This window comes from Dyadobacter sp. Leaf189 (genome assembly GCF_001424405.1).
In the GTDB taxonomy this organism is placed as follows: Bacteria; Bacteroidota; Bacteroidia; order Cytophagales; family Spirosomataceae; genus Dyadobacter.
Window position 1 is genome coordinate 171,844 of the sequence record NZ_LMPS01000006.1, and the last position, 21,505, is coordinate 193,348.

Below are 21,505 nucleotides of genomic sequence, written 5' to 3' on the forward strand. Positions count from 1 at the left end.
ATAGGTTTTAAAGCCATCAGTTCTTCCAACCACTTATTCTCCAATTTACAAGATTTAGGTTTTTGCGACAAAGCGATCCCATTATTATGAAGTCTCTTTCTAATGCAACTCCGCTAGTGCAGCGAACTGCTCAGTCTTGTATAAAGGCACCTGGCTCTTTTAGCATAGCAGCAAACCCAATTTTACTTAGTGTCAGATTAGTACGTTACTCTGTGTTCATTGCTGAAAAATCTGGTTTTTCAAATATAGAAAATTGCAGTCATAATCTGTGAGCTAGATGCTCCTGGACTAGCCCCAGCTTTTTTTCGAAGCTCTTGACTTTGGTTCGTAGGTTCGGAGCTATCTAGTTGGCCTAAATCAGGAATATTGGTAGAGAAATCAGGAATCTATATACACGCGCTTCCATCGAAAATCGCCAACTTGCTGAATGCTCACCAACGAACTTTCCGAACATGGACAAAGATAAAACAGCCTTGAACAGACGCTCTTTCCTAAAAGCTTCAATCCTGTCTGGTGGCGGAATGATGCTTACCGTCAGCTGGTTATCCAGCTTCAAATCTGCTGACAAGACCCAGGCGCTGGCCTTGCCTGAGCAGTGGGCGACCCTGAATGGTTACATCCATATCCTGCCTGATAATAAGGCAAAACTGATTTGTCCTAACCCTGAATTTGGGCAAAATGTAATGACTTCCCTGCCGATGATGCTGGCCGAAGAACTGGATGTAGATTGGGAAAACGTGAGTGTCGAAATGGGGCCACACGATCCGGCTAAACTCGGGGCACAGTTTACAGGCGGAAGCAATTCCGTGCGCATGTACTGGAAACCGCTGCGTGAGGCCGGGGCGGCAGCCAGACAAATGCTGCGTGAAGCTGCTGCTCAGACCTGGAATGTACCAGCCAGCGAAGTGATAGCCAAGGCAGGTGTCTTGTCGCATTCGAGCGGGAAATCGGCTAAATATGGAGATATGGCCAGCAAAGCAGCCAGCGTGCCTGTACCAAAAGATTTGAAACTGAAAGCGCCCAAGGATTTTACCATTGTCAGCAATTCAAAAAAGAATGTAGAAATAAAGAAGATCACTTCTGGTAAGCCGCTTTTTGGTTTGGATTATAGTGTTGACGGAATGCTGATCGCCATGATCCAGCACCCACCTGCTTTTGGAATGAAGCTGAAATCCTTCGATGCTGCCGAAACATTGAAAATGCCAGGCATTAAAGATGTTTTCACCCTGAAATTATATGCGGACGATTTTGAACAAGGCGGTTTTGATACGCGTACGTTCAATGATCTGCTGGTTATAGTCGGAAGTACCACCTGGGAAGTTATGAATGCGCGTAAAAAGCTGGTTGCCAACTGGGAAGCAGCTGGTGATTTGAAAGACACAATGAGTGGAAGGGGTGGAAAAAGGGAGGTTACCGTTCCGGGAACCCTAGAAAGTACAACTACGCAAATGCAGCAAATGCAGGAATACGCCGCCAAGCCTGCCCAAGAATTGAGACGAGATGGTGATCCGGAAGCTGCTTTCAAAAATGCAGCCCAGGTAATTGAGCGGACATATAATGGGCCTTTCCTGGCGCATAATTGCATGGAGCCAATGAATTTCTTTGCCCATGTGACTGATGAAAAGGCAATGGTAGCGGGTCCGTTGCAAGCGCCAGGTTGGTCCGAGCCTACACTTGCAAAGTTACTGAACCTGCCTGCCGACAAGATTGAGATCCAAATGACGCGCATGGGCGGCGGCTTCGGACGCCGGGCTTATGGACATTACCTATATGAAGCAGCGCTAATTTCCAAAAAAGTCAAAGCGCCGGTGAAGTTGATGTACACCCGCGAGGATGATATGACTTACGGCATTTACCGCCCGATGTACACTGCCACTTACCGGGCGGCTTTGGACGCTAACAAAAACCTGATCGCGTTTCACGTAAAAGGAGGCGGCATACCTGAGCATCCGATACATGCAAACCGTTTTCCTGCCGGTGCTGTTGACAATTACCTGGCAGAAGGATGGCAGATTGCGTCTAACATTACCATAGGCGCTTTCCGAGCTCCGCGTTCCAATTTCAACGCAGCTGCCGAGCAATCCTTTCTGGATGAAGTGGCCGAAGCAGCTGGCAAAGACCCGATCGCATTCAGGCTGGAACTTTTGAAAAGGGCCAAGGAAAAACCCGTTGGCAAAAACAACGAATATGATGCGGACCGATACGCTGGTGTACTTGAATTGGTACGCAATAAATCAAACTGGGGCAAGCCGGGAAATGAAAAATACAACCGAGGTGTTGCTGCTTATTTTTGTCACAATTCGTATGCGGCGCACGTCGTGGATATGGTAACGCGCGATGGTCAGCCTTATGTCGAGCGCGTTTTCAGTGCAATGGATTGCGGGATTGTAATTAATCCTGATGCGGCTACCAACATGGTGCAAGGAGCGGTCGTGGATGGGATCGGCAATGCCTTTTTTGGCCAGTTGACCCACAAAGAAGGTGCCGCCCAGCAGAGCAACTTTCACAATTACCGGATGATCCGGATAAACGAAGTGCCCAAAAGCATCCAAGTCCATTTCGTACAAAACGAGCTGGACCCAACGGGCTTGGGGGAACCTCCATTTCCACCGGTTTTTGGGGCAGTGGCCAATGCGCTGTACAAATTGAAGGGAAAACGTTATTACAATCAACCGTTCAGAGACGAAACGGAAAAGGTTATGTGAGAAGTCGTTCTTTGTACATTGCAAATATATTCAGCAATCGAAAGGCAAATCATGGAGATTACAAGAATAGGCAGCAGGCCATCGGGCAAAGGCCCGGAAGACTGGTTTACAGGGGCGGTCAGGATAGATCCGCTTTTTGAACCCAATGATGCACGGCGTGCCGCATCGGCACTGGTTACTTTTGAGCCCGGTGCGAGGACAGCCTGGCATACACATCCGCTGGGCCAAACGCTGATCGTCACCGCTGGCAGCGGCTGGGTCCAGCGCGAAGGTGGGCCGGTAGAACATATCTTTCCGGGCGACGTGATTTGGTTCGAGGCCAACGAAAAGCACTGGCACGGTGCTACCGCCACCACAGCCATGAGTCATATTGCTATTCAGGAGAATTTGAACGGGAATGTGGTTACATGGATGGAGAAGGTTACCCAGGAGCAGTATGGCATCTACCCCAACAATTAGTCCGATGAAGCTAATAGCAACAATAACGCTGGTCATGTTCGGTGCGGCACTTGCAACCCGCATTGGCACAAAGCAAGGCCTGGATGGTGCGAATCGCAAAAGTCGATATCGATAGCGTGTACCTAGAACCCTACAAGGCGGCAATCCAGGAACATACCCAGGCTGCTGTTGCTTCCGAGCCCGGCGTACTCGCTTTGTGCTCGGTGCACGACAAAGCGAACTCGGCTCTTGTAACAGTTTTTGAAGTATATGCCAGCAAACAGGCGTATGAAGCTCATTTAAAAACACCTCATTTTCAAAAATACAAGACTGGGACGCTCAAAATGGTGAAATCATTACAACTTGTGGACGTCGATCCGATCGCATTGGGGCAAAGTCGGAAATGCCGACAAAAAATAGTGGCCATCAAAAACAACTAGTCCCTAACGCCAAAGTTAGGGACTTGATGTTTGCCAATCGAGGATCAACTTCTGAATCCAGGTAAGTGAACTTACCGTGTAGATTTAAGCTAATTGACGCAGTGAACCGGATGAAGAGAATAGCTTATTTCTAACTTTCGCCACATTTTCGCTAATCCTCGACTTTCTCACTCTGCAGTAGCGCATCGTTGTCCTAATGCTTCGGTGGCCCAGCATCTTGCTAACATCTTCTAGAGGAACACCATTGTTGAGCATCATGTCGGCAAAAAAATGCCGGGCGTCGTGCGTATCCAGCCGTCTGATATTGCCATTGATATCCCGGATTTCGCATAGCTGAGCAATGTCCTTAAGATACACGTTATAGCGGTAATTGCTGTTCACTGGGATTAACTTCCTATTAGCCATACAGTACGGATGATCCCGATATTTTGATATTAGTTGATCAACAATCGGGAGAATAGGCACCATTTCGCCGACATCTGTTTTCCCACGATGCTTGACGAGCCAACGTTCTTTCTTGGGCCCAAACAGAACAACGTTTTCTGGACTAAGATCGTAGATGTCTTGGTAAGCAAAACCCGTGAAACACTGAAAAATGAATGCATCGCGAACCTCAGAAATCCGATCTACATTAAACTGCTTTTGCTGAATTTTCTCAACCTGCCAAAACTCCAAGGGAATAACTTCAACATCGCCACCTGAACACTTAAAGCCTTCCATCGGGTTAGAAGGTATGTACTTCTTTTTGACTCCAATTTTGACAATCTGGCGTACCCATTTCACTTCTTTGCGCGCTGTCACCTCGGCTAACGGTTTGACGACGTGTAGCGTTAAATAATCGTACAAATCTTCGGCAAAGGTGTCAGGAAGGGAAGAAAAGTGAATGTCTTCCCGATCGAAGTGGTATTTGATAAATGCAGCTACCTTCTTTTTAGTGCTGCGCCAGTGCTTCAACGTCTCAAACGAGGCATTCTCCCTTTCCACGCGCTTCTCAAACTTTGCAATGAACTCGTCAAAGACTTCCAGTACGGTTTGCTCGTTCTTTGCAACCGGTTTAGCCAGCTTTGGCTGTTCGACCGCTGGTTTGCCCAGGTAAACATTCTTGACCATCGCAGGGGTGACGCGTGGAAACTGCGTTTGAAGGCCGTTGAAGATCCGCTCAACGTCAGTCTGAATCTGGGCAAGCTTCTGATTTGCCAGTTTTACTTCCAGCCCTGAGCCAGTGATCTGCTTTACATCCAAGTCCCAGGATGCCGGGTTCACTTTTTTACCTGTTGAGATTTCGGTGTACTTACCGTCGATTGTGATTCTGGCATAAATAGGAGCTTTGCCGTCTGCTTTCGCTTTTTGTCTGTACAGCCAGAAGAGTACAGTCAGGTTCTGTTTGAAATTCATCATCCTCACAGTTTAAGGTTAGAAAAACATTGATGCTTGAGAAACCTTGGTCAAAATCGCCTCTGTCAAACATGTCCATTCGGTAACCTAATTTAGTAAGCAAAGCAGGTTACCGAATAGGTTACCGAATGCTTTGATCTGGATTGAATCAGACTGATATGCTTATCTTCGAAAACAGTGAAAAAATGACGTTTTTAAACGAAAAAAGCGCCCTTTGAGGCGCTTTCAGTGATCCCGCTGGGATTCGAACCCAGGACCCATACATTAAAAGTGTATTGCTCTACCAGCTGAGCTACGGAATCAATTTTACTCGATTTACAACCCTCAAAATTCTTGTACAATGCCAAGCCTTTTCGCTAATTGTGGTGCAAAAGTATGCGGGAAATTGTACGAAACAAATTTCATAGACCTGTTTTTTTGACTTTTTTTTCTGACAAAGGATATACGTCTCGCATTCAGGTATTTGGATCATGTATATTTTTTCAGATTTTTTTTCAACCAACAGCCATGCAGCAAATGCATCTATTTGAAATCTGGCAAACAATTGGACTTCCCGGAAAACACTTGCAGTAAAATTGGTCTAAACAATGCGCCTTGCCTATATTAGCTGGCATAGAATTATTCTACCCTGATCAAAAAAAAACCTTTCAGAATGTTTGCTGTAGCTGCCAGATATTTGGCAATCTTTCTTTCTCTTCTTGCTTTCTGCATCGGCTTGCCCGTGCATCTGGCAGCTCAAAACAAAGCCTGGCTGGATGAATATAAAGAGCACAAGGCTTACGGCGACGTGTACGTGGTCAAGAAAGTAGCTGTTCCCTGTACTTCCTACGAGACTTTCCTGGTTGATAAAAACGGCAAAAAACTGACACCCGCATTCCGGGACATCGGCGATTTCTCCGAGGATCGGGCCGAGTTTGTGCCAATGGAACTTGGTCCCGATGGTAAGGGACTGCACGGGTTCATAGACCGCTCCGGTAAGATCATAGTACCAGCCATTTACGCCGGTACCGACCGTTTTATGAATGGGAAAAGTTGGGTGATTTATCCGGTAGGCAAACAGTTTGGGCTCTCTTACATTGACAAACAAGGAAATACCCTCTACAAAATCCCGATAGAGCACTATAAAAATGATTTCCTGATTGCGCAGGCGGAGCAGGAGCACGTTTGCAACCACGACACCAAAGAGGATATTATCTGGTGGAGAAAGGGCGATATGTTTATCCTCAACTGGAATTTTAGCAAATTCAATGAGCAGGAAATTAAGCGCTCAAAGCACATCTATCACTTCAATTTTAGGGGCAAGTACGGGATCATTGACAAAAACATGATGCTCAAAGTACCCGTGGCGCTCGACGATATTGACCCAACCTACAAATTCTCGGGACAGGGAATGGAGCGTGTTCAGTACGGCGATAAGTTCGGGTACATTAGTCCTTTCACCGGCGACCTCATCGTACCCTTTGAATACACCGATACGCGCAAGCCGACTGCCGGGCTATTTTGGGTGAAAAAGAACAACAAATGGGGCTGCATTGACAAAACAGGAAAAGTGAGGATCAATTTCCTGTATGACGAGGCTACCGGCTTTACTTCAGAAGATCGCTCGGCAGTCGCTATCAATGGGAAATTCGGGCATATTGACAAGAAAGGCAGAATCCGCACGCCGCTCAAATACGATTTTGCCTCTTATTACAACCACGGTTTGTCGATGGTCAGGCTCGACGATAAATATGGCTACATCGACACCACCGGCAAGTACATCACTGAGATAATCTACGATGAGGCGCTTCCATTCGACAAAACGACAACGACTGCTGAGCGCTCTTGGCTGAGATATGAGCTGTCTCTGGACGGTAAAGAGACTTTTGTAGGATTTTCGTACAAGCTGAATGCGGTTTTCATCCTCCTGGCCCTGCTCCTGTTCGTGCGGATCAATAGTTATTTGTTCAAAAAATATCAAGGCAAAAAGTGGTTCAAGCGGAGTAAAGCCTGACTTGGCGGGCAGTTACCTTGCTCCCCGAAACAGCACAAAACCGGCTTATACAACCAACTTCTTTTTCACGGCCCGCTTCTCAGCATCGGTGCGCGCAAGTTTGAAGGCTTCCTGAAGATAATGGACTGATTTAGCTGCGTCTATCGTGCTATACAATTCTCCCAGCAACAGAAAATAAAAATAGTCGGGTTCAATGTCGAGCTTTTCAGCTTCTGCTATCGCTTTTTGCGCGCCTTTGGCTTTAAACAACGCGTAAGTTCTGTTGAGTGCCGCAACGGGCGAGTAGTTGATTTGAAGTAAATGGTTGTACAAATGCAGGATCTGCTCCCACTTCGCCGGTGTACCCTCGCGCTGCGTATGCCAGAATGCAATGCCAGCTTCGAGGTGGTACCTGCTTAGCTGACTGCCGCTTTTGGCCTGATTTAAAAAGTGCATTCCCTTGCTGATCAGGTCACTGTTCCAGCTGCTCGTATCCTGCTCTTCATAGAGCACCAACTCGCCGGAACCTGACAGTCTTGCATCAAAGCGGGACGCGTGAAAACACATCAATGCAAGCAGCGCATTTACTTTCGGCTGATTAGTCAGTGTATTTTCAATGAGCATCAGGCAAAGGCGCATCGCGTCAAAACACATATCGCGGCGGAGCGTTTTGTGCTGACTCTGAGAGTAGTATCCCTCATTGAAAAGCAGATAAATAGTCAGGAGTACGGGATCGAGCCGCTCGGAAAGAATTACGCTGTCCGGCATTTCAAAGCTGAGTTTTTGCGATCTCAACTTCTCCTTCGCCCGTGTCAGGCGCTTGTTAATAACCTCTTTTGTTGTACCAAAAGCATCGGCGATCTCCCCTATCCCGAACCCGCAGAGAATGCGCAGTGACAATGCGATCTGCGACTCTGCGGCTATCGCAGGATCACAGATCGCAAACATCATCCGCAGCTGACTATCAGCGATATGCCCGGGTGACAAATCAATTTCGCTATCATATTCAGCTGTGTTATCCGCAAGTACCGGAGCCACTTTCTCGTTGAAGATCGCATTTCGGTGAAGGTGATTTTTCGCCTTGTTCTTTGCAACTTCGTAAAGCCAGCCGGCCGGATTAGGCGGTACCCCCTCGATCCCCCAGGAATGCATTGCCACCAGGAAAGTTTCGCTGGCAATGTCCTCGGCTACCTCAAACTGTTCCAAACCGAATTTGCGGCACAGTACAGACACAATCTTGCGGTACTCCGTCCTGAAAAGATGCGGAATGAGGTTGTCATTTTTCATGCACTGAAGAAATCATTCTTACTTCGACGCTATTCCCCTCGCCATACAAAATGGGACAGGCAGCCGCCATGGCCGTTGCATCTTCCAGGCTCTCGGCCTTCACCATGATGAACCCGGCAAGTGACTCTTTTATCTCAACAAAAGGTCCGTCAGTGACTATGCCGCCCGGCTTCAATACTTTTCCTTCGGTAGACAAGCCTTTTCCACCGACAAACCTGTTACGTGCTGCAATGTCCCCTACCCAATTATTATACATTTCCATAAACCCCTGCATTTGTTCCGGTGAGGGTTGCGCTTCTTTGGTAAGCAGGTCAAGGCGCATCAGAATCAGGTACTCGTCCATTTCGCGGCGATCATTTTGAGTTTCCATAAAAATCAATTTTTTGAAGTTAAATACTGGTTTTACATCATTACAAATGAGATCTGAAAAACAGGACATTGATCCGGATAAAATCTCAAAAAGCCCGCATTTCCCCGCTCCTTCTGCAGTTCGGTTTAAAATAATTGACCACAAAAAGAGACGATTGAAGTAAATTGCGCATTCCGCCGAAAGAACGGACTTTTTTATACCTAAATCCAATACCTACTATGCAAGTACATCGACTGTTTCTATTTTTTGCATTTTTTATTTGGTTAGAACCAGCTTCGGCGCAAGACAAAAAATACAGTATCGTCATCAAAGGTGGCCACGTAATCGATCCCAAAAACAATGTGGACGCGGTTATGGACATCGCGATTGAAGGTACTCCGGGCGGTAGCGACGGCAAGATTGCCCTGGTTGCCAAAAACATCGACCCTAAACTCGCCGTACAGGTTGTTGATGCAAAAGGCCTCTATGTAACGCCCGGCCTGATCGATATTCACGTGCATTACTTCTGGGGTACCGACCTGAAGGGCACTTACCGCAACGGGCCAAATGGTTTGCAGGCCGACGGATTTACATTCCGGACGGGCGTTACCACGGTAGTAGATGCAGGCAGTTCCGGCTGGAAAACCTTCGAGACCTTTAAAGCACAAACCATAGACCTGTCAAAAACGCGCGTTCTTGCGATGCTGAACATTGTCGGAGAAGGAATGGCGGGCGGCAAGTTTGAAAATAGTCTGGACGAAATGGACGCTGCGAAAACAGCGGAAATGGCGAAGAAGTATCCCGATGAGATCGTGGGAATCAAGCTGGCGCATTTCAGCGGCCATGACTGGACACCTACCGATCGTGCACTGGAAGCCGGGAAGCTGGCCAATGTTCCGCTAATGGTAGATTTCGGAGGCGCCGATCCGGTACTTCCGTTAGAAGAGCTCTACCTGAAAAAACTCCGTCCTGGTGACATTTACACGCATTGTTTTGGTGGAAACAGCGATAACAGCGGAAAAGGCAGGGAATCGATCGTGGATATCTCGACCAATAAAGTAAAACCATATGTCATGGAGGCGCAAAAGAAAGGTGTTGTTTTTGACGTGGGTTTTGGCGGCGCAAGCTTTCTGCTCGCACAGGGACAACCTGCTATCAAACAAGGCTTTTACCCCAATTCGATCAGCACGGACCAGCACATATCAAGCATGAACGGGCCGATGAAAGACATGAACAATATCATGTCGCTGTTTATGGCAATGGGGATGGACTTTAAGAGCGTAATCGCCGCCAGTACCTGGCACCCGGCCAAAGAGATCAGGCGGGAAGAGCTGGGCCACTTGTCTGTGGGCGCCATTGCGGATGTTGCGGTACTCAACCTGCGCGACGGGAAATTTGGTTTTTACGCACGTGATGGCAGGATCGAAGGTAAAAAACGCATTGAGACGGAACTCACGATCAAAGGCGGAAGTGTTGTTTACACATTGAATGCATTGGTTGACCCGGTTAATCTGCCACGTCCGGCTGCGAAAAAATAAGCGCTGTCAGTTTAATGTAAAAACAAAAAGCAACTCCGTCCGAATCCCGGAAAGAGTTGCTTTTTCAGTTTTAGCTTTTTACAAATATCAGACTGCTTTTACAATCTTCATTTCTTCGGGATTCCAGTTCACAACCGTGTTTTCAAAGTAACTTTTATTGGATAACAACGCCGGTCCCGCGGCACGGAAGCCGAAAACAGCATCTTCAACAATCGTTTTGTTACCGCGCATTGCATCGAAGAACAATGCAAAATGGTCGAGTCGGTCGTCGTAACCCTGCGGCGCTTTGTACTCCTCAAAATCCGGTTCAGACATTTCAGGGATCACCGGATACTTCGTGCGGTACTCAGCCAGAAACTTCTCCTGCATGTCTTTCGGGAAGGTGTCAATGGTATACCCCGGCGCTTTGGCCATTTTCTTTTTCTTCACAGTAACAGTATTGCCCGAGAGGGTGATCTGCCCGTCGGTACCTACAAACCGGAAACCCGATCCTCCGCCGGATCCGTCAGCAAAATTCACACGCAGCGTCAGGTTAAATGCAGGGTGAGTAGCTGTTTTCGGATAATCGTAAATCCCGACCATCACGTCCGGCACATCGCGTCCGTCTTTCCAGTAGCGCAAGCCGCCACTGGTCATAATGCGCGTCGGACCTTTGCTATCAAGGATATAATGCATTCCTGAAAACAAATGGACGAAAAGGTCGCCCGCTACGCCGGTACCATAATCCTGGTAATTTCTCCATCTGAAAAAACGCAATGGATCATAAGGCATTTTAGGCGCTTTATTGGAAAGAAAACGGTCCCAGGCCACTGTTTTCGGCGAAGCATCGAGCGGAATGGAGTATTGCCACGCTCCCTGCGCTGAGTGGCGGTCGTAGTAAACCTCCACAAAGTTCAGTTCGCCGATCGCGCCGGCTTTATAAAGTTCTTTTGCTTTGGCATAAATAATGGAGCTTACCCGCTGACTTCCTACCTGAAAAACTTTTTTGGAATCATTCTGAGCCTTGATCATATCATAACCCTGCTCGATTTTATGCACCATCGGCTTTTCGCAATAAACCGCCTTTCCGGCCTTCAATGCCTCAATTCCGATCTGCGAATGCAGGTGGTCGGGGGTAGCGAGGATGATCGCGTCAATGTCCTTCCGGTTCAGGATCTCGGTGTAGTCACGCGTGGTTTGAATATCGCTGCCAAACAGCTCTTTGGCTCTTACCAGATGTCCGTCGTACAAATCTGCAACGGCCATCAACTTGACGCCGGGCACCTGCAATGCAGTGCGCGTATCACCCATTCCCATGATCCCCGTACCAATGCAGGCGATCTGGATCTTGTCGTTGGCTGCTATCTTCCTATTGAGCCAGGGCAGTTCGTGAGAAGTGGATTTCTTATTACCGGCTAATAATTCGTGAACAGGGCTTGCCGCCAGTAATGCGCCTCCTGATAATTTTTTAATAAAATCTCTTCTGTTTTTTTGGTTAAAATAGGACATAGGATCCAAGGTGTTAGTATTTGATTCTCTGAGGGATGAAAATAATAACAAAACCTTCAAAATCGGCGGTGCCTGCTTTAATATATCTGTATTGGTAAAAAACCTGCGGCAGCTTCTTGCGACATATCATTTAAATATTACTTTTGCATCCAATTAGCGGCCAGGTGGTGGAATTGGTAGACACGCTACTTTGAGGGGGTAGTGCCCGTTTGGGTATAGGAGTTCGACTCTCCTTCTGGTCACAGTCGATAAAGTGCGTTTGAGCAATCAACGCACTTTTTTTGTTTTTAAAGGTTCGGGAGAGCCATTAATAAAAAGCCCCGGACAGATGTCCAGGGCTTCCGTTCTTTATGACAGCTACAACTACCCGCTTACTTGGTATAAATGTGAACATTTGAAAGTCGTTGCCCAAGGTGTCGGACAGCACTCTCTAACTTTTCTGCTTGTTTAGCAGATGGGAATTTCTTCCCGGTGGCATATTGTCGTACTAAACTTCCATTCAAACCTGATGCCTTCGCAATCTCAGTTATATTAAGAAAGCGGAACTCCTCAAAAAAGGCAATTAAATCGTATTCGATATTGAAAACAATTTGTTTCGCATCCAAGTCATGGAAATCAGACAATAGCTTTTTCATTTTCATTTCCAGCTCCTCTATACTGGAAGCCTGATCAACGATTAAATCATCATCATAAACCAACCTTCCCCAGAGTGAGCCGTCTTGTCCCTCTACGATCATCTCGACCGGTAAGGCATGACTGTTGTCGCTCTTGTTATCCATAGTAGTTGTAGTTTTGCAGATCGTTCGGTTCCTTATTAATGTATATATGTTCACAATTAACCATGCCTGAAAGCAGGCGAGTTTAGTTATTTCAAACCCGCCTGTTTCAAAATGCTATTTAAAGTGCCCCGGGGTATCTCATCTTTACCCTCATAAGAGACAGTAATCTTTCCCTTTTTATGGGGATGGATATACTGCCTGTGACTGGTACCTTTCAGGGGCAACTTTACATACCATCCGTCCTCTTTCAGGATTTCGAGTAATTGTCTTGCCGTCATGTCAAAAAACGTTTTAGATGAGCATTATTGCTATCTTGAACAAAAGTAACATATTTGTTACTCTACAGCAAGCTTTTTGAGAGTTTTCTAAACGTATCCTAATTAAATTTCAGGCCCCTTAAACTCCTATCGGATTTTGCGCGAGAGTAGCTGCTTTTGCATTAAGTAGTTATTCTTTTTGAATCCAAAATTGTTATCAGATTGAAATAACTTTTTTTGTTTTCTGGCGGGTAAATTCCTGGTTTAAACAGCTTATTGCTAGTTACTTGCTATTAAGCAGTTATCTTTAATCAAAGATCGGATAACCTAATTCAACCCTGAAATCATTGAAATTCAAGCGCTACTCCTGTTCGTTTCTCTCCATTCAAATTCTTGCAGGTCTTGTTTTTTCCGGAACAGCCGTTTTTGGTCAATGCAGGGAAAAGATAAGTGAGGCCAATCGTAAGATTGTGCATTATCACGATATCAAGCTGAGTAACAAGGGAGAGTACCTTACGCTGACGCGCTGCGGAAAAGAGCGGATCTTTTCCTACAATAATAAGAGCCTCGATATGGTGTACCACGTGGGCATGTTTACGGAAGTCCGGGTGTTTTCGTCAAGAGGCAACTTTTCGCTTTACACGGCAAAGTCCGAGCGCGCACCCTGGCAGCCTGTGATGACGCTCTCCACTCCCATAACCGAAAAGGAACTACAAAAGATGAATGGTACCGCGCGGATCGAAGTGATTCTTCCGGAAGAAAAGCGGGTATTTGTTTTCAGCGAAGCAAGCAACAAGCTTCTTCAAAAAGCCCTCGCCTGCATGAACTGAGCGTTACTTCAAAGGTAAAACAGCTCCTTGTTCAGCAATGTAATTATAGATTCGAAATCCGCCCGGTTAGCCGCAAAATCCATCTGGTTTACATCTATTTCCAGGATTTTACCGTGGTCATAATTTTTGGCAAAATCCTCGTAGTAGCGGTTAAGGCTTGAAAGATACTCTGTCGATATATCGGCTTCAAAGTCGCGGCCTCGTTTCCTGATCTGAGAAACGAGCTTGGGAATGTCCGCTTTGAGATAAATGAGCAGGTCCGGCTGTGAAACTGTATTGATAATCGACTTAAAAAGCAATTGGTAAGTCTGGTAATCCCGCTCCGCCATTACGCCGGATTCATACAAATTCCTGGCGAAAATGTAAGCATCTTCATAAATCGTGCGGTCCTGAACGATGGTAGAGTAAGTAGTGGCCCTGATCTGCTGCACCTGCGCAAACCGACTGTTCAGGAAGAAAATCTGCAAATTGAAAGCCCAACGGGGCATATCATGGTAAAAGTCCGCTAGGTAAGGATTGCCTTCTACCGCCTCGTACATGACATCCCACTTATAATATTCGCCCAGCATCTGGGTGAGCGTCGTTTTTCCTGCGCCTATATTACCAATGATCGCGATGTGCATACGTTCAATTTTAGATTTTCTGTCCGGGTGCTTTTTGCAAAAATATGTATTTCAAAATGAGTTAGAACTGCACCTGTGCGATTTTCGTTAAAGTTGTGTTATTAGTATATTTGCCATCGATTTTGGCGAAAAAAGCTATTTCGCGAGGTACTTTTCCTCTCTTGTTAAAACCAAATCAGTTGTAATGAAGCCGTTCAGGGTTATTTTATATTATTGCTACTCTCCCATTGCTGATACCGAAACTTACCGGGACGAGCACCACGTGTTTTGCGTTGAGCATAACCTGCTTGGGCGAATTATCGTCGCGCCGGAAGGATTGAACGGTACCGTTTCAGGCACCCCGGAAGATTGTGAAGCTTATATGAATTATGTGCGTTCGGATGCGCGTTTCAGCCATGTTCAGTTCAAAGTGGAGGAGCATGATAAGATTGCATTTCAAAAACTGCACGTGCGTGTAAAAGATGAGATTGTCAATTCTGACCTGCCTGTTAACCCCCTGGAACGAACCGGAAAACACCTTGAACCGGCTGAATTCAAGAAGCTGATCAACGACCCTGATGTAGTATTGGTCGATATGCGCTCGGATTATGAGCACGAAGTCGGCAAGTTCAAGGGAGCGATCACTTTTGATATGCACACCCTCCGCGAACTGCCGGAGCACATTCACGAGATCGAGCATTTGAAAGATAAAAAGATCGTGACTTATTGTACCGGCGGGATCAAATGCGAAAAAGCGAGTGCCTACCTTTTAGACCAGGGATTTAAAGATGTATATCAACTTCACGGCGGCATTATCCGGTACGGACTTGAAGAAGGCGGTGAGAATTTCGATGGCAAATGCTACGTTTTTGACAACAGGATTACAGTTGACGTAAACAGCGTGAACCCGACTGTGATCTCCAAGTGCTATATCTGCAACGAACCTTGCGATCGGATGATCAACTGTGCAAATGCGGAATGCAACACGCACGTACCTGTTTGCATCAAATGCGGCGAAGAAATGGAGGGTGCATGCTCACCTGAGTGCAAGGCGCACCCAGGCAAGCGGATTTATGATGGAACAGGTTATTACGTCAGCCAGAGCAACCATTATCATCCATTGCAGGGTTTGAAGAGCCAGAAAAAGAACTTAAAAAAAATGAAGCTGGCGCAGCAAACACAATCTGCCTAAATCAGTTAAGCCGTTTTTCGAGTATATAATCATTCATCCAGTACGGACCGATCGGGATATCCTGTTTATCGATCACCTGATAGCCTTGCTTTTCGTAAAAGGCCTTTGCCTTGTTATACCTGTTGACATTAAGGAGCACTACCTGGCCACCAGCCTGCATTACGTAACGCTCCGCCTCACCCAAAAGGAATTTGCCCGCACCGGTACCCTGCGTCGAAGGAAGTACATATAATTTATGTAATTTGAACGTTCCGGGTTTTTCTTCGGAGACAGATGCGAAGCCGGCGGGCTCATTTTCTTTCATCAAAATCAAAAAAGACTGGCCTTCCTCCATTTGGGATTTCAAAGCGTCAGAAGAATATATTTTATCAAACATATAGTCAATCTGTTCCTTGTTAAGGATTTCACCGTAAGTAGGTTCCCAGGTTTGCTCCTGTATTGAAATGATCGCCGGTATATCCGCCGCGGTCGCGGGCTTTATTGAGAATGCGGGCATATTGTTTAAATTTGAGCTTAAAACTGCAAATAAATAGTTATAAACCTAAAAACCAGCATTACTTCATCGCAGCCGCCGGAATGTACTTCCGGAGCCTTTCCGATAAGTAGAAATATATGAAACCCCTCATTTTAGTTACAAATGACGACGGCATAACATCCAAAGGAATCCGGACACTGGTAGAAATCATGCAGGAGCTGGGTGAAGTGGTGGTTGTAGCGCCTAATAGCCCACAGTCGGGAATGGGCCACGCGATCACAATCGGCGAGCCCCTCCGCCTTTATGCTACCCACATCTTTGATAATTTGACGGAGTATGAATGTTCGGGCACACCCGCCGATTGCGTGAAAATAGCGAAGCACCACATTCTGCTGGACAGAAAGCCTGATCTGGTAGTGAGCGGGATTAACCACGGAAGCAATAACTCGATCAATGTGCTTTACTCCGGCACCATGTCGGCGGCGATAGAGGCAGCGATTGAAGGCATTCCGGCCATCGGATTTTCATTATGCGATTTTCGCGAGGATGCTGATTTCAGTCATGGCGTACCTTTTATCAAATCGATCACCGAAGAAGCCCTTAAAAACGGGATACCTATTGGAATTGCATTGAATGTCAACATTCCCGCGAAAAGCGACTTGCCGATCAAAGGAGTGAAAGTGTGCCGGCAGGCGCTCGCGAAGTGGCAGGAGAAATTCGATTACCGCGTGGATCCAAATGGCAGAGGCTATTTCTGGATGGCGGGCGAGTTCGTCAATTTCGACACGGAAAAAGAAGATACGGATGTCTGGGCACTTGAAAACAATTATATCTCAGTTGTCCCTTGTCAATATGATCTGACAGAGTATGGAGCTCTAAAACAGCTCTCAACCTGGGATTTATAATCTAAAATTCAGCTATGGCATTAGTAGGTCGCTTATTAAAACGAGGCATACATTTTAGCAACATCGTCGCTAACAGGCGCAAGGCAAGTCTTCATCAGCAACAAAAAAAGACACTGGCCAAGCTGCTCGCAAAAGCCAGGTACACCGAGTTTGGCGAGAAATACAACTTCGACGAACTGCTTTCATCGATTCTTTTCAACGAAAAAGGAGCGTTTTACGAGCTATACAAACGCTCTGTCCCTGTGCACGATTACAACAAGATCTTCAATGAATGGTGGCACAAATCACTTGCAGGTGAAAAGGATGTTTGCTGGCCTGGACAGATCAAATATTTCGCATTAAGCTCAGGAACATCGGAGGCTTCTACAAAGCACATTCCAGTGACCAAAGCAATGTCCCGGGCAATGCAAAAAACAAGTATCCGCCAGATTTTATCGCTCGGCAATTACAAAGACCTTCCTGATGATCTGTACGAGAAAGGTTTCCTGATGCTCGGCGGAAGTACTAATCTCAATGGTCAGGACAAGCACTTTGAGGGTGATTTGAGCGGTATCCAGGCAAAACAGATCCCCTACTGGTTCCGCCCTTATTACAAGCCCGGCGAGAAAATCGCTGCTCAGAAAGATTGGGGCTTAAAGCTTGAAGAAATCACGAAACAGGCGCACGAATGGGATATTGGTTTCGTAGTGGGCGTTCCGGCGTGGATCCAGCTGTTAATGGAAAAAATAATTGACCATTATAAAGTTAAAACCATTCACGATATCTGGCCGAACCTGCGCGTATTTGGTCACGGCGGGGTTTCTTTTGAACCTTATCGCAAAGGATTTGAGAAGCTGCTAGCCAGGCCGCTGATCTACATCAATACTTATCTTGCCTCAGAAGGCTTTATTGCCTATCAAACCCGTCCGGGCGCGCAGGGAATGGAGCTGGTGTGTGATAACGGGCTCTTTTTTGAGTTTGTCCCATTTACCCAGGAGAATTTCGACTCCGAAGGAACGTTGCTCGCCAACCCGAAAACGCTGATGATCGATCAGGTGGAAGAAGGGACGGAATATGCATTGCTGCTGTCAACCTGCGCCGGCGCGTGGCGGTATCTCATCGGAGATACTTTGAAATTTATTGACAAAGCAAAAGGCGAGATTGTAATTACCGGCCGCACGAAACACTACCTCAGTCTCTGCGGAGAGCACTTGTCGGTGGATAATATGAACAAGGCGATCGATCTTGTATCTGACGAAATGGGCATTACCGTGAAAGAATTCACGGTGAGCGGCGTGGAGCACGGTTCCATGTTCGCGCATCAATGGTATATCGGAGTGGAGGAACAGAATGTAGATACCGAACTTCTGAAAAAGAAACTGGATGCGAAGCTGTCGGAGTTAAATGACGATTACGCCGTAGAGCGCCGCCATGCATTGCAGGAGGTCTTCGTGACCGTTTTACCCAATCAGGTATTTTACGACTGGATGAAATCAAAAGGTAAAATGGGCGGACAACATAAGTTTCCGCGCGTATTTAAAAACTTCCTGATCGAAGAATGGAAAGCTTTCCTGAAAACCCAGGGATACGAAATTAAATAGCTACTTGATAAAGTTGGTATAAGCAATTTGACAGGCGATCAGGATGAAAACTGCGCCTGTCACTTTGTTAAATACCGTCACAACTTTGGGTGTAAAAAGCCGCTTCAACCGCTGGGCAGAGAATGCAATCCCGCATTCGACCAAAAAAACCGCAATCACGCTCGCTCCAAAAAACAGCATGACCTGGTTCAAATCGTAGTGCAGATTAGTGCGGATATAAGAAGCGATGGTAACCCAGCTGATGAAATTCACCGGATTCAGCCCATTTAACAAAAATCCTGTTGTAAAATAGTAAACGAGACTACTCAGGCTGGTCTGCGGATAGGCAATCTTCGGCTGGCCTTTGATCAGGTTGCCCAGTCCTAGTACAAGCAGGAACACCACACCCGCACCTGCCATGTACTGCTTGAAGTTGGGAATATCCGGCAGCAATGCAGTACCGAAGATCGCGAAGAAGACAAAGATGATATCGCATACAAAAACGCCGAACGCGATTTTCACTCCACTCCAAAACCCATTGTCGACACTATTTTGGACCAAAGAAAAAAATACGGTACCAAAAGTGAGACAAAGGGCAATGCCGGTGAGCGTACCATAGAGCAGCGACTCCAGCATATCAGATCCCTTTCAGCCGGGCTGTCATGAGAATGGCGCAGACAGACATCGAATCGGTGATCTCAGAACGCATCACCATTTCAACTGCCTCCGTAAGCGGCACGATCCTGACCTGCAGATCTTCCGTATCTTCCGGCTCGGCTTCCTGTTGGGTAAGTTCTTCGGCTATGTATAAAAATGCCTCTTCGTTCGTGGCCGAATTGGAAGTATGAATGCGCGCCAGCTTGGTCCATTTATTGGCCACCAGACCGGTTTCTTCCTTCAACTCCCTTTGCGCCGCGGCAAGTACATCGGTACCTAGCAAGCCGCCGCCTTCGGGAATTTCCCAGGAATATTCATCGATCGCATAGCGGAACTGACCAACCAGATAAATGTTATCGTTTTCGTCAAGCGGAATAATGCCAATCGCCTGATTCTTAAATTTCACGAGCCCGTAAATGCCTTTGTTGCCCGACGGATTGATTACGTCGCGGTGGCTGAGTTCAAGCCAGGCATTTTCATATACAGTTTGTGACGAAAGTGTTTTCCAGTTATTTTCTGTGGACATAACCCGCTTTTTCTTAGTATTTTTAACCTCGGAATTTTAGCTCCCAGATGCAAATAAACCAAAATAAGCTCAAACAACGTCTCATTTTGCTGTCTTTTATAGCCAGTATCCTGCTGACGGGGTTGAAGTTTTTTGCCTACTATATTACTTCTTCCAATGCAATCCTGAGCGACGCTCTTGAGTCGATCATCAATGTGATTGCGAGTGGTTTTGCCTTTTACAGTATCTACCTTTCAGCCCAGCCGAAAGACCGCAACCACCCATACGGACACGGGAAAGTCGAGTTCTTTTCCGCCGGTTTTGAAGGTGCATTGATCATGATCGCCTCGCTCTTCATTATTATAGAAGCAGTGAAGCGTTTGATGGACCCCGCACCGATCCAGAACCTGCTGCAAGGATCGGGTTTCATTATTTTCACCATTTTTGTCAATACCATTATCGGCTATAAGCTGCTTCGAGAGGGAACAAAGGCCAACTCACTTGCGCTGATCGCGGACGGGCGGCATTTGATGTCCGACAGCATCAGCAGCCTTGTGCTGATTGTGAGCGTCGGCCTCATTATACTTACCGGTCAGGTGTGGATTGATAGCGCAGCCTCCCTCCTGTTCGGCGTGTTCCTGGCTTATAATGGTTTTCATCTTGTGAGCAAATCGGTGGCGGGATTAATGGACGCTAGTGACGAGGCGCTGCTGGAAAAAGTGGTTCAAACCTTGCGGGACAACAAGAAGCCGGACTGGATAGACGTTCATAACCTGCGCGTGCAGCAGTACGGATCGGACCTGCACATTGACTGCCACCTGACGCTACCCTATTATTGGGAACTTCAGAAAGTGCACGAAACAATTCATAACTTTGAAAACACACTTAAAAACAGCCACAGCGGCGAAACCGAGATTTTTGTGCACGCAGACCCCTGCCTGTTTCAATGCTGCTACTTTTGCAGAATTGACAATTGCCCGGTACGCCAGCACGATTTCATTCAGGACATTGAATGGGATGCGGCGAAGCTGGTGAAGAATGAGAAGCTTTACACAGAAGCCAAGATCAATATACAAGAATAACTTTTAATCTAAATTCCAACCAAAATGTACGTTTCCCGACGCGATTTCCTAAAACAGGCAGGAGCTACTGCGCTTGCTGCCACTACCTTTACCGATCTTTTTGCAGCTGATCCTGCCAAAAAGCTTTGGTTTGACATTTCCCTGGCTGAATGGTCGCTGCACAAAGCATTATTTGCCAAAAAACTGACCAACCTTGAATTCCCTGAACTTGCTAAAAAAGAGTTTGGTATATCCATCGTTGAGTACGTAAACCAGTTCTTCAAGGACAAAGCTGAGGATAAAACGTACCTGAATGATCTGATTAAGAGACAAAAAGACAACGGGGTTAAGGCGCACCTGATCATGATCGACGGTGAAGGCGGCCTGGGCGAACTGGATGCTGCAGTGCGTAACAAAGCTGTTGAAAACCATTACAAATGGGTGGAAGCGGCAAAGTACCTGGGTTGCAAAACCATTCGTGTGAATGCATTCGGAAAAGGATCCAATGAAGAAATCGCGAAGGCTGCGGTAGAAGGTTTGGGTAAGTTGGGTGAGTTTGCTGCCAAAACAGGCATCAATGTAATCGTAGAAAACCACGGCGGTTCTTCTTCAAACGGACAGTGGCTATCGGGTGTAATGAAGCAGGTTAACCTGAAAAATGTAGGTACACTACCTGATTTCGGTAATTTCTGTATCAAACGTTCGTCAACCGGCTGCGAAGAGTCTTACGACAGATATCAGGGAACAAAAGAACTGATGCCTTTCGCAAAAGGTGTAAGTGCAAAAACCTACGATTTCGACGAAAAAGGAAACTGCATTGAAACAGACTATACAAAAATCCTGAAAATCGTTAAAGAAGCAGGTTTCAAAGGTATCGCAGGTATCGAGTACGAAGGAAGCAAGCTTTCTGAATATGATGGTATCAAGGCAACGAAGGCGTTGCTGGAGAGAGTTGGACCGACGGTTTAATAATCAAGCCTGTTATAAAAAGAGGGATTTGCATCGCGCAAATCCCTCTTTTTGTTTTGTTGGCTAAGCTCCTTTGTCACCCTGAGCGGAGTCGAAGGGCAG

21 protein-coding genes and 2 tRNA genes are annotated in these 21,505 nt (G+C 46.5%); 12 read left to right on the forward strand and 11 right to left on the reverse strand.

Translation table 11 applies throughout. From position 1 onward, the window contains the following. The first annotated feature begins 452 nt into the window (after window positions 1-452). The 3 genes from ASG33_RS19215 (at window position 453) to ASG33_RS19225 (ending at window position 3,583) form a co-directional block, all read left to right on the forward strand. The gene (locus ASG33_RS19215; RefSeq protein WP_056289127.1) at window positions 453-2,705 is read left to right on the forward strand and encodes a xanthine dehydrogenase family protein molybdopterin-binding subunit; all 2,253 of its coding nucleotides are present in this window, start codon (window positions 453-455) and stop codon (window positions 2,703-2,705) included. Between the two features lie 18 nt (window positions 2,706-2,723). Next, window positions 2,724-3,164, forward strand: coding sequence for a cupin domain-containing protein (locus ASG33_RS19220; RefSeq protein ID WP_229238740.1), 441 nt, complete (start codon window positions 2,724-2,726; stop codon window positions 3,162-3,164). A gap of 62 nt (window positions 3,165-3,226) precedes the next feature. Further along, window positions 3,227-3,583 carry a putative quinol monooxygenase gene (locus ASG33_RS19225; protein WP_229238742.1) on the forward strand — a complete coding sequence of 119 codons (357 nt, stop codon included), beginning with the start codon at window positions 3,227-3,229 and terminating at the stop codon, window positions 3,581-3,583. Between the two features lie 84 nt (window positions 3,584-3,667). Here ASG33_RS19225 and ASG33_RS19230 read toward each other — a convergent pair whose 3' ends face one another. Continuing rightward, window positions 3,668-4,981: a site-specific integrase gene (locus ASG33_RS19230; protein WP_056289138.1), complete on the reverse strand. Its 1,314-nt coding sequence runs from the start codon at window positions 4,979-4,981 to the stop codon at window positions 3,668-3,670. A 226-nt stretch (window positions 4,982-5,207) separates the two neighbouring features. Beyond that, window positions 5,208-5,280, reverse strand: a tRNA-Lys gene (locus tag ASG33_RS19235). A gap of 350 nt (window positions 5,281-5,630) precedes the next feature. Between ASG33_RS19235 and ASG33_RS19245 the strand changes: the two genes are divergently transcribed. Further along, the gene (locus tag ASG33_RS19245; RefSeq protein WP_082489325.1) at window positions 5,631-6,971 is read left to right on the forward strand and encodes a WG repeat-containing protein; all 1,341 of its coding nucleotides are present in this window, start codon (window positions 5,631-5,633) and stop codon (window positions 6,969-6,971) included. 45 nt (window positions 6,972-7,016) lie between these two features. Here the strand turns inward: ASG33_RS19245 and ASG33_RS19250 are convergent, their stop codons facing one another. After that, complete coding sequence (locus ASG33_RS19250) at window positions 7,017-8,237, reverse strand: RNA polymerase sigma factor (RefSeq protein ID WP_056289146.1); 1,221 nt, start codon at window positions 8,235-8,237, stop codon at window positions 7,017-7,019. Next, window positions 8,227-8,607: a YciI family protein gene (locus ASG33_RS19255; RefSeq protein WP_229238744.1), complete on the reverse strand. Its 381-nt coding sequence runs from the start codon at window positions 8,605-8,607 to the stop codon at window positions 8,227-8,229. Before ASG33_RS19255 ends, ASG33_RS19250 begins: the two co-directional genes overlap by 11 nt. Window positions 8,608-8,825: 218 nt before the next feature. On the opposite strand from ASG33_RS19255, the gene ASG33_RS19260 reads away from it, so the two are divergent. Next, complete coding sequence (locus ASG33_RS19260; protein WP_056289150.1) at window positions 8,826-10,124, forward strand: amidohydrolase/deacetylase family metallohydrolase; 1,299 nt, start codon at window positions 8,826-8,828, stop codon at window positions 10,122-10,124. Between the two features lie 87 nt (window positions 10,125-10,211). Here the strand turns inward: ASG33_RS19260 and ASG33_RS19265 are convergent, their stop codons facing one another. Beyond that, window positions 10,212-11,612, reverse strand: a complete 1,401-nt coding sequence (locus tag ASG33_RS19265; protein WP_056290494.1) for a Gfo/Idh/MocA family protein — start codon at window positions 11,610-11,612, stop codon at window positions 10,212-10,214. 158 nt (window positions 11,613-11,770) lie between these two features. On the opposite strand from ASG33_RS19265, the gene ASG33_RS19270 reads away from it, so the two are divergent. Next, window positions 11,771-11,854 (forward strand) — tRNA-Leu (locus ASG33_RS19270). 129 nt (window positions 11,855-11,983) lie between these two features. Here the strand turns inward: ASG33_RS19270 and ASG33_RS19275 are convergent. Together ASG33_RS19275 and ASG33_RS19280 are read right to left on the reverse strand one after the other, a co-directional pair. Further along, on the reverse strand, window positions 11,984-12,391 hold the full coding sequence (locus ASG33_RS19275; protein WP_229238745.1) for a hypothetical protein: 408 nt from the start codon (window positions 12,389-12,391) through the stop codon (window positions 11,984-11,986). Window positions 12,392-12,477: 86 nt separating this feature from the next. After that, window positions 12,478-12,669 carry a type II toxin-antitoxin system HicA family toxin gene (locus ASG33_RS19280; protein ID WP_056289153.1) on the reverse strand — a complete coding sequence of 64 codons (192 nt, stop codon included), beginning with the start codon at window positions 12,667-12,669 and terminating at the stop codon, window positions 12,478-12,480. Window positions 12,670-12,995: 326 nt separating this feature from the next. Here ASG33_RS19280 and ASG33_RS19285 point away from each other — a divergent pair, with 326 nt between their 5' ends. After that, the gene (locus ASG33_RS19285) at window positions 12,996-13,478 is read left to right on the forward strand and encodes a hypothetical protein (RefSeq protein WP_056289156.1); all 483 of its coding nucleotides are present in this window, start codon (window positions 12,996-12,998) and stop codon (window positions 13,476-13,478) included. An 8-nt stretch (window positions 13,479-13,486) separates the two neighbouring features. Here the strand turns inward: ASG33_RS19285 and ASG33_RS19290 are convergent, their stop codons facing one another. Further along, window positions 13,487-14,101, reverse strand: coding sequence for a deoxynucleoside kinase (locus tag ASG33_RS19290; protein WP_056289159.1), 615 nt, complete (start codon window positions 14,099-14,101; stop codon window positions 13,487-13,489). Between the two features lie 184 nt (window positions 14,102-14,285). Between ASG33_RS19290 and ASG33_RS19295 the strand changes: the two genes are divergently transcribed. Next, window positions 14,286-15,272 carry a rhodanese-related sulfurtransferase gene (locus tag ASG33_RS19295; RefSeq protein WP_056289162.1) on the forward strand — a complete coding sequence of 329 codons (987 nt, stop codon included), beginning with the start codon at window positions 14,286-14,288 and terminating at the stop codon, window positions 15,270-15,272. 1 nt (window position 15,273) lies between these two features. Here the strand turns inward: ASG33_RS19295 and ASG33_RS19300 are convergent, their stop codons facing one another. Continuing rightward, window positions 15,274-15,768, reverse strand: coding sequence for a GNAT family N-acetyltransferase (locus ASG33_RS19300; RefSeq protein ID WP_056289165.1), 495 nt, complete (start codon window positions 15,766-15,768; stop codon window positions 15,274-15,276). Window positions 15,769-15,884: 116 nt separating this feature from the next. Between ASG33_RS19300 and surE the strand changes: the two genes are divergently transcribed. Together surE and ASG33_RS19310 are read left to right on the forward strand one after the other, a co-directional pair. Further along, window positions 15,885-16,652 (forward strand): 5'/3'-nucleotidase SurE, encoded by a 768-nt coding sequence (surE, locus tag ASG33_RS19305; protein WP_056289167.1) that lies wholly within the window; start codon window positions 15,885-15,887, stop codon window positions 16,650-16,652. Window positions 16,653-16,666: 14 nt separating this feature from the next. Beyond that, window positions 16,667-18,232, forward strand: coding sequence for a GH3 auxin-responsive promoter family protein (locus ASG33_RS19310; RefSeq protein ID WP_056289171.1), 1,566 nt, complete (start codon window positions 16,667-16,669; stop codon window positions 18,230-18,232). Here the strand turns inward: ASG33_RS19310 and ASG33_RS19315 are convergent, their stop codons facing one another. Then, window positions 18,233-18,847 (reverse strand): LysE family translocator, encoded by a 615-nt coding sequence (locus ASG33_RS19315; RefSeq protein ID WP_056289173.1) that lies wholly within the window; start codon window positions 18,845-18,847, stop codon window positions 18,233-18,235. Window position 18,848: 1 nt separating this feature from the next. Further along, window positions 18,849-19,394: an NUDIX hydrolase gene (locus ASG33_RS19320; RefSeq protein ID WP_056289177.1), complete on the reverse strand. Its 546-nt coding sequence runs from the start codon at window positions 19,392-19,394 to the stop codon at window positions 18,849-18,851. A gap of 47 nt (window positions 19,395-19,441) precedes the next feature. Between ASG33_RS19320 and ASG33_RS19325 the strand changes: the two genes are divergently transcribed. Both ASG33_RS19325 and ASG33_RS19330 read left to right on the forward strand, forming a co-directional pair. After that, on the forward strand, window positions 19,442-20,455 hold the full coding sequence (locus ASG33_RS19325) for a cation diffusion facilitator family transporter (RefSeq protein ID WP_056289181.1): 1,014 nt from the start codon (window positions 19,442-19,444) through the stop codon (window positions 20,453-20,455). A 24-nt stretch (window positions 20,456-20,479) separates the two neighbouring features. After that, window positions 20,480-21,403: a sugar phosphate isomerase/epimerase gene (locus tag ASG33_RS19330; RefSeq protein ID WP_056289186.1), complete on the forward strand. Its 924-nt coding sequence runs from the start codon at window positions 20,480-20,482 to the stop codon at window positions 21,401-21,403. The last annotated feature ends 102 nt before the right edge of the window (window positions 21,404-21,505 follow it).

Coding starts and splice junctions, on each gene's coding strand:
- ASG33_RS19215 (WP_056289127.1), top strand. CDS start 453: ATGGACAAAGATAAAACAGCCTTGAACAGACGCTCTTTCCTAAAAGCT.
- ASG33_RS19230 (WP_056289138.1), bottom strand. CDS start 4,981: ATGATGAATTTCAAACAGAACCTGACTGTACTCTTCTGGCTGTACAGA.
- ASG33_RS19245 (WP_082489325.1), top strand. CDS start 5,631: ATGTTTGCTGTAGCTGCCAGATATTTGGCAATCTTTCTTTCTCTTCTT.
- ASG33_RS19250 (WP_056289146.1), bottom strand. CDS start 8,237: ATGAAAAATGACAACCTCATTCCGCATCTTTTCAGGACGGAGTACCGC.
- ASG33_RS19255 (WP_229238744.1), bottom strand. CDS start 8,607: ATGGAAACTCAAAATGATCGCCGCGAAATGGACGAGTACCTGATTCTG.
- ASG33_RS19260 (WP_056289150.1), top strand. CDS start 8,826: ATGCAAGTACATCGACTGTTTCTATTTTTTGCATTTTTTATTTGGTTA.
- ASG33_RS19265 (WP_056290494.1), bottom strand. CDS start 11,612: ATGTCCTATTTTAACCAAAAAAACAGAAGAGATTTTATTAAAAAATTA.
- ASG33_RS19275 (WP_229238745.1), bottom strand. CDS start 12,391: ATGGATAACAAGAGCGACAACAGTCATGCCTTACCGGTCGAGATGATC.
- ASG33_RS19280 (WP_056289153.1), bottom strand. CDS start 12,669: ATGACGGCAAGACAATTACTCGAAATCCTGAAAGAGGACGGATGGTAT.
- ASG33_RS19290 (WP_056289159.1), bottom strand. CDS start 14,101: ATGCACATCGCGATCATTGGTAATATAGGCGCAGGAAAAACGACGCTC.
- ASG33_RS19295 (WP_056289162.1), top strand. CDS start 14,286: ATGAAGCCGTTCAGGGTTATTTTATATTATTGCTACTCTCCCATTGCT.
- ASG33_RS19300 (WP_056289165.1), bottom strand. CDS start 15,768: ATGCCCGCATTCTCAATAAAGCCCGCGACCGCGGCGGATATACCGGCG.
- surE (WP_056289167.1), top strand. CDS start 15,885: ATGAAACCCCTCATTTTAGTTACAAATGACGACGGCATAACATCCAAA.
- ASG33_RS19310 (WP_056289171.1), top strand. CDS start 16,667: ATGGCATTAGTAGGTCGCTTATTAAAACGAGGCATACATTTTAGCAAC.
- ASG33_RS19315 (WP_056289173.1), bottom strand. CDS start 18,847: ATGCTGGAGTCGCTGCTCTATGGTACGCTCACCGGCATTGCCCTTTGT.
- ASG33_RS19320 (WP_056289177.1), bottom strand. CDS start 19,394: ATGTCCACAGAAAATAACTGGAAAACACTTTCGTCACAAACTGTATAT.
- ASG33_RS19325 (WP_056289181.1), top strand. CDS start 19,442: ATGCAAATAAACCAAAATAAGCTCAAACAACGTCTCATTTTGCTGTCT.
- ASG33_RS19330 (WP_056289186.1), top strand. CDS start 20,480: ATGTACGTTTCCCGACGCGATTTCCTAAAACAGGCAGGAGCTACTGCG.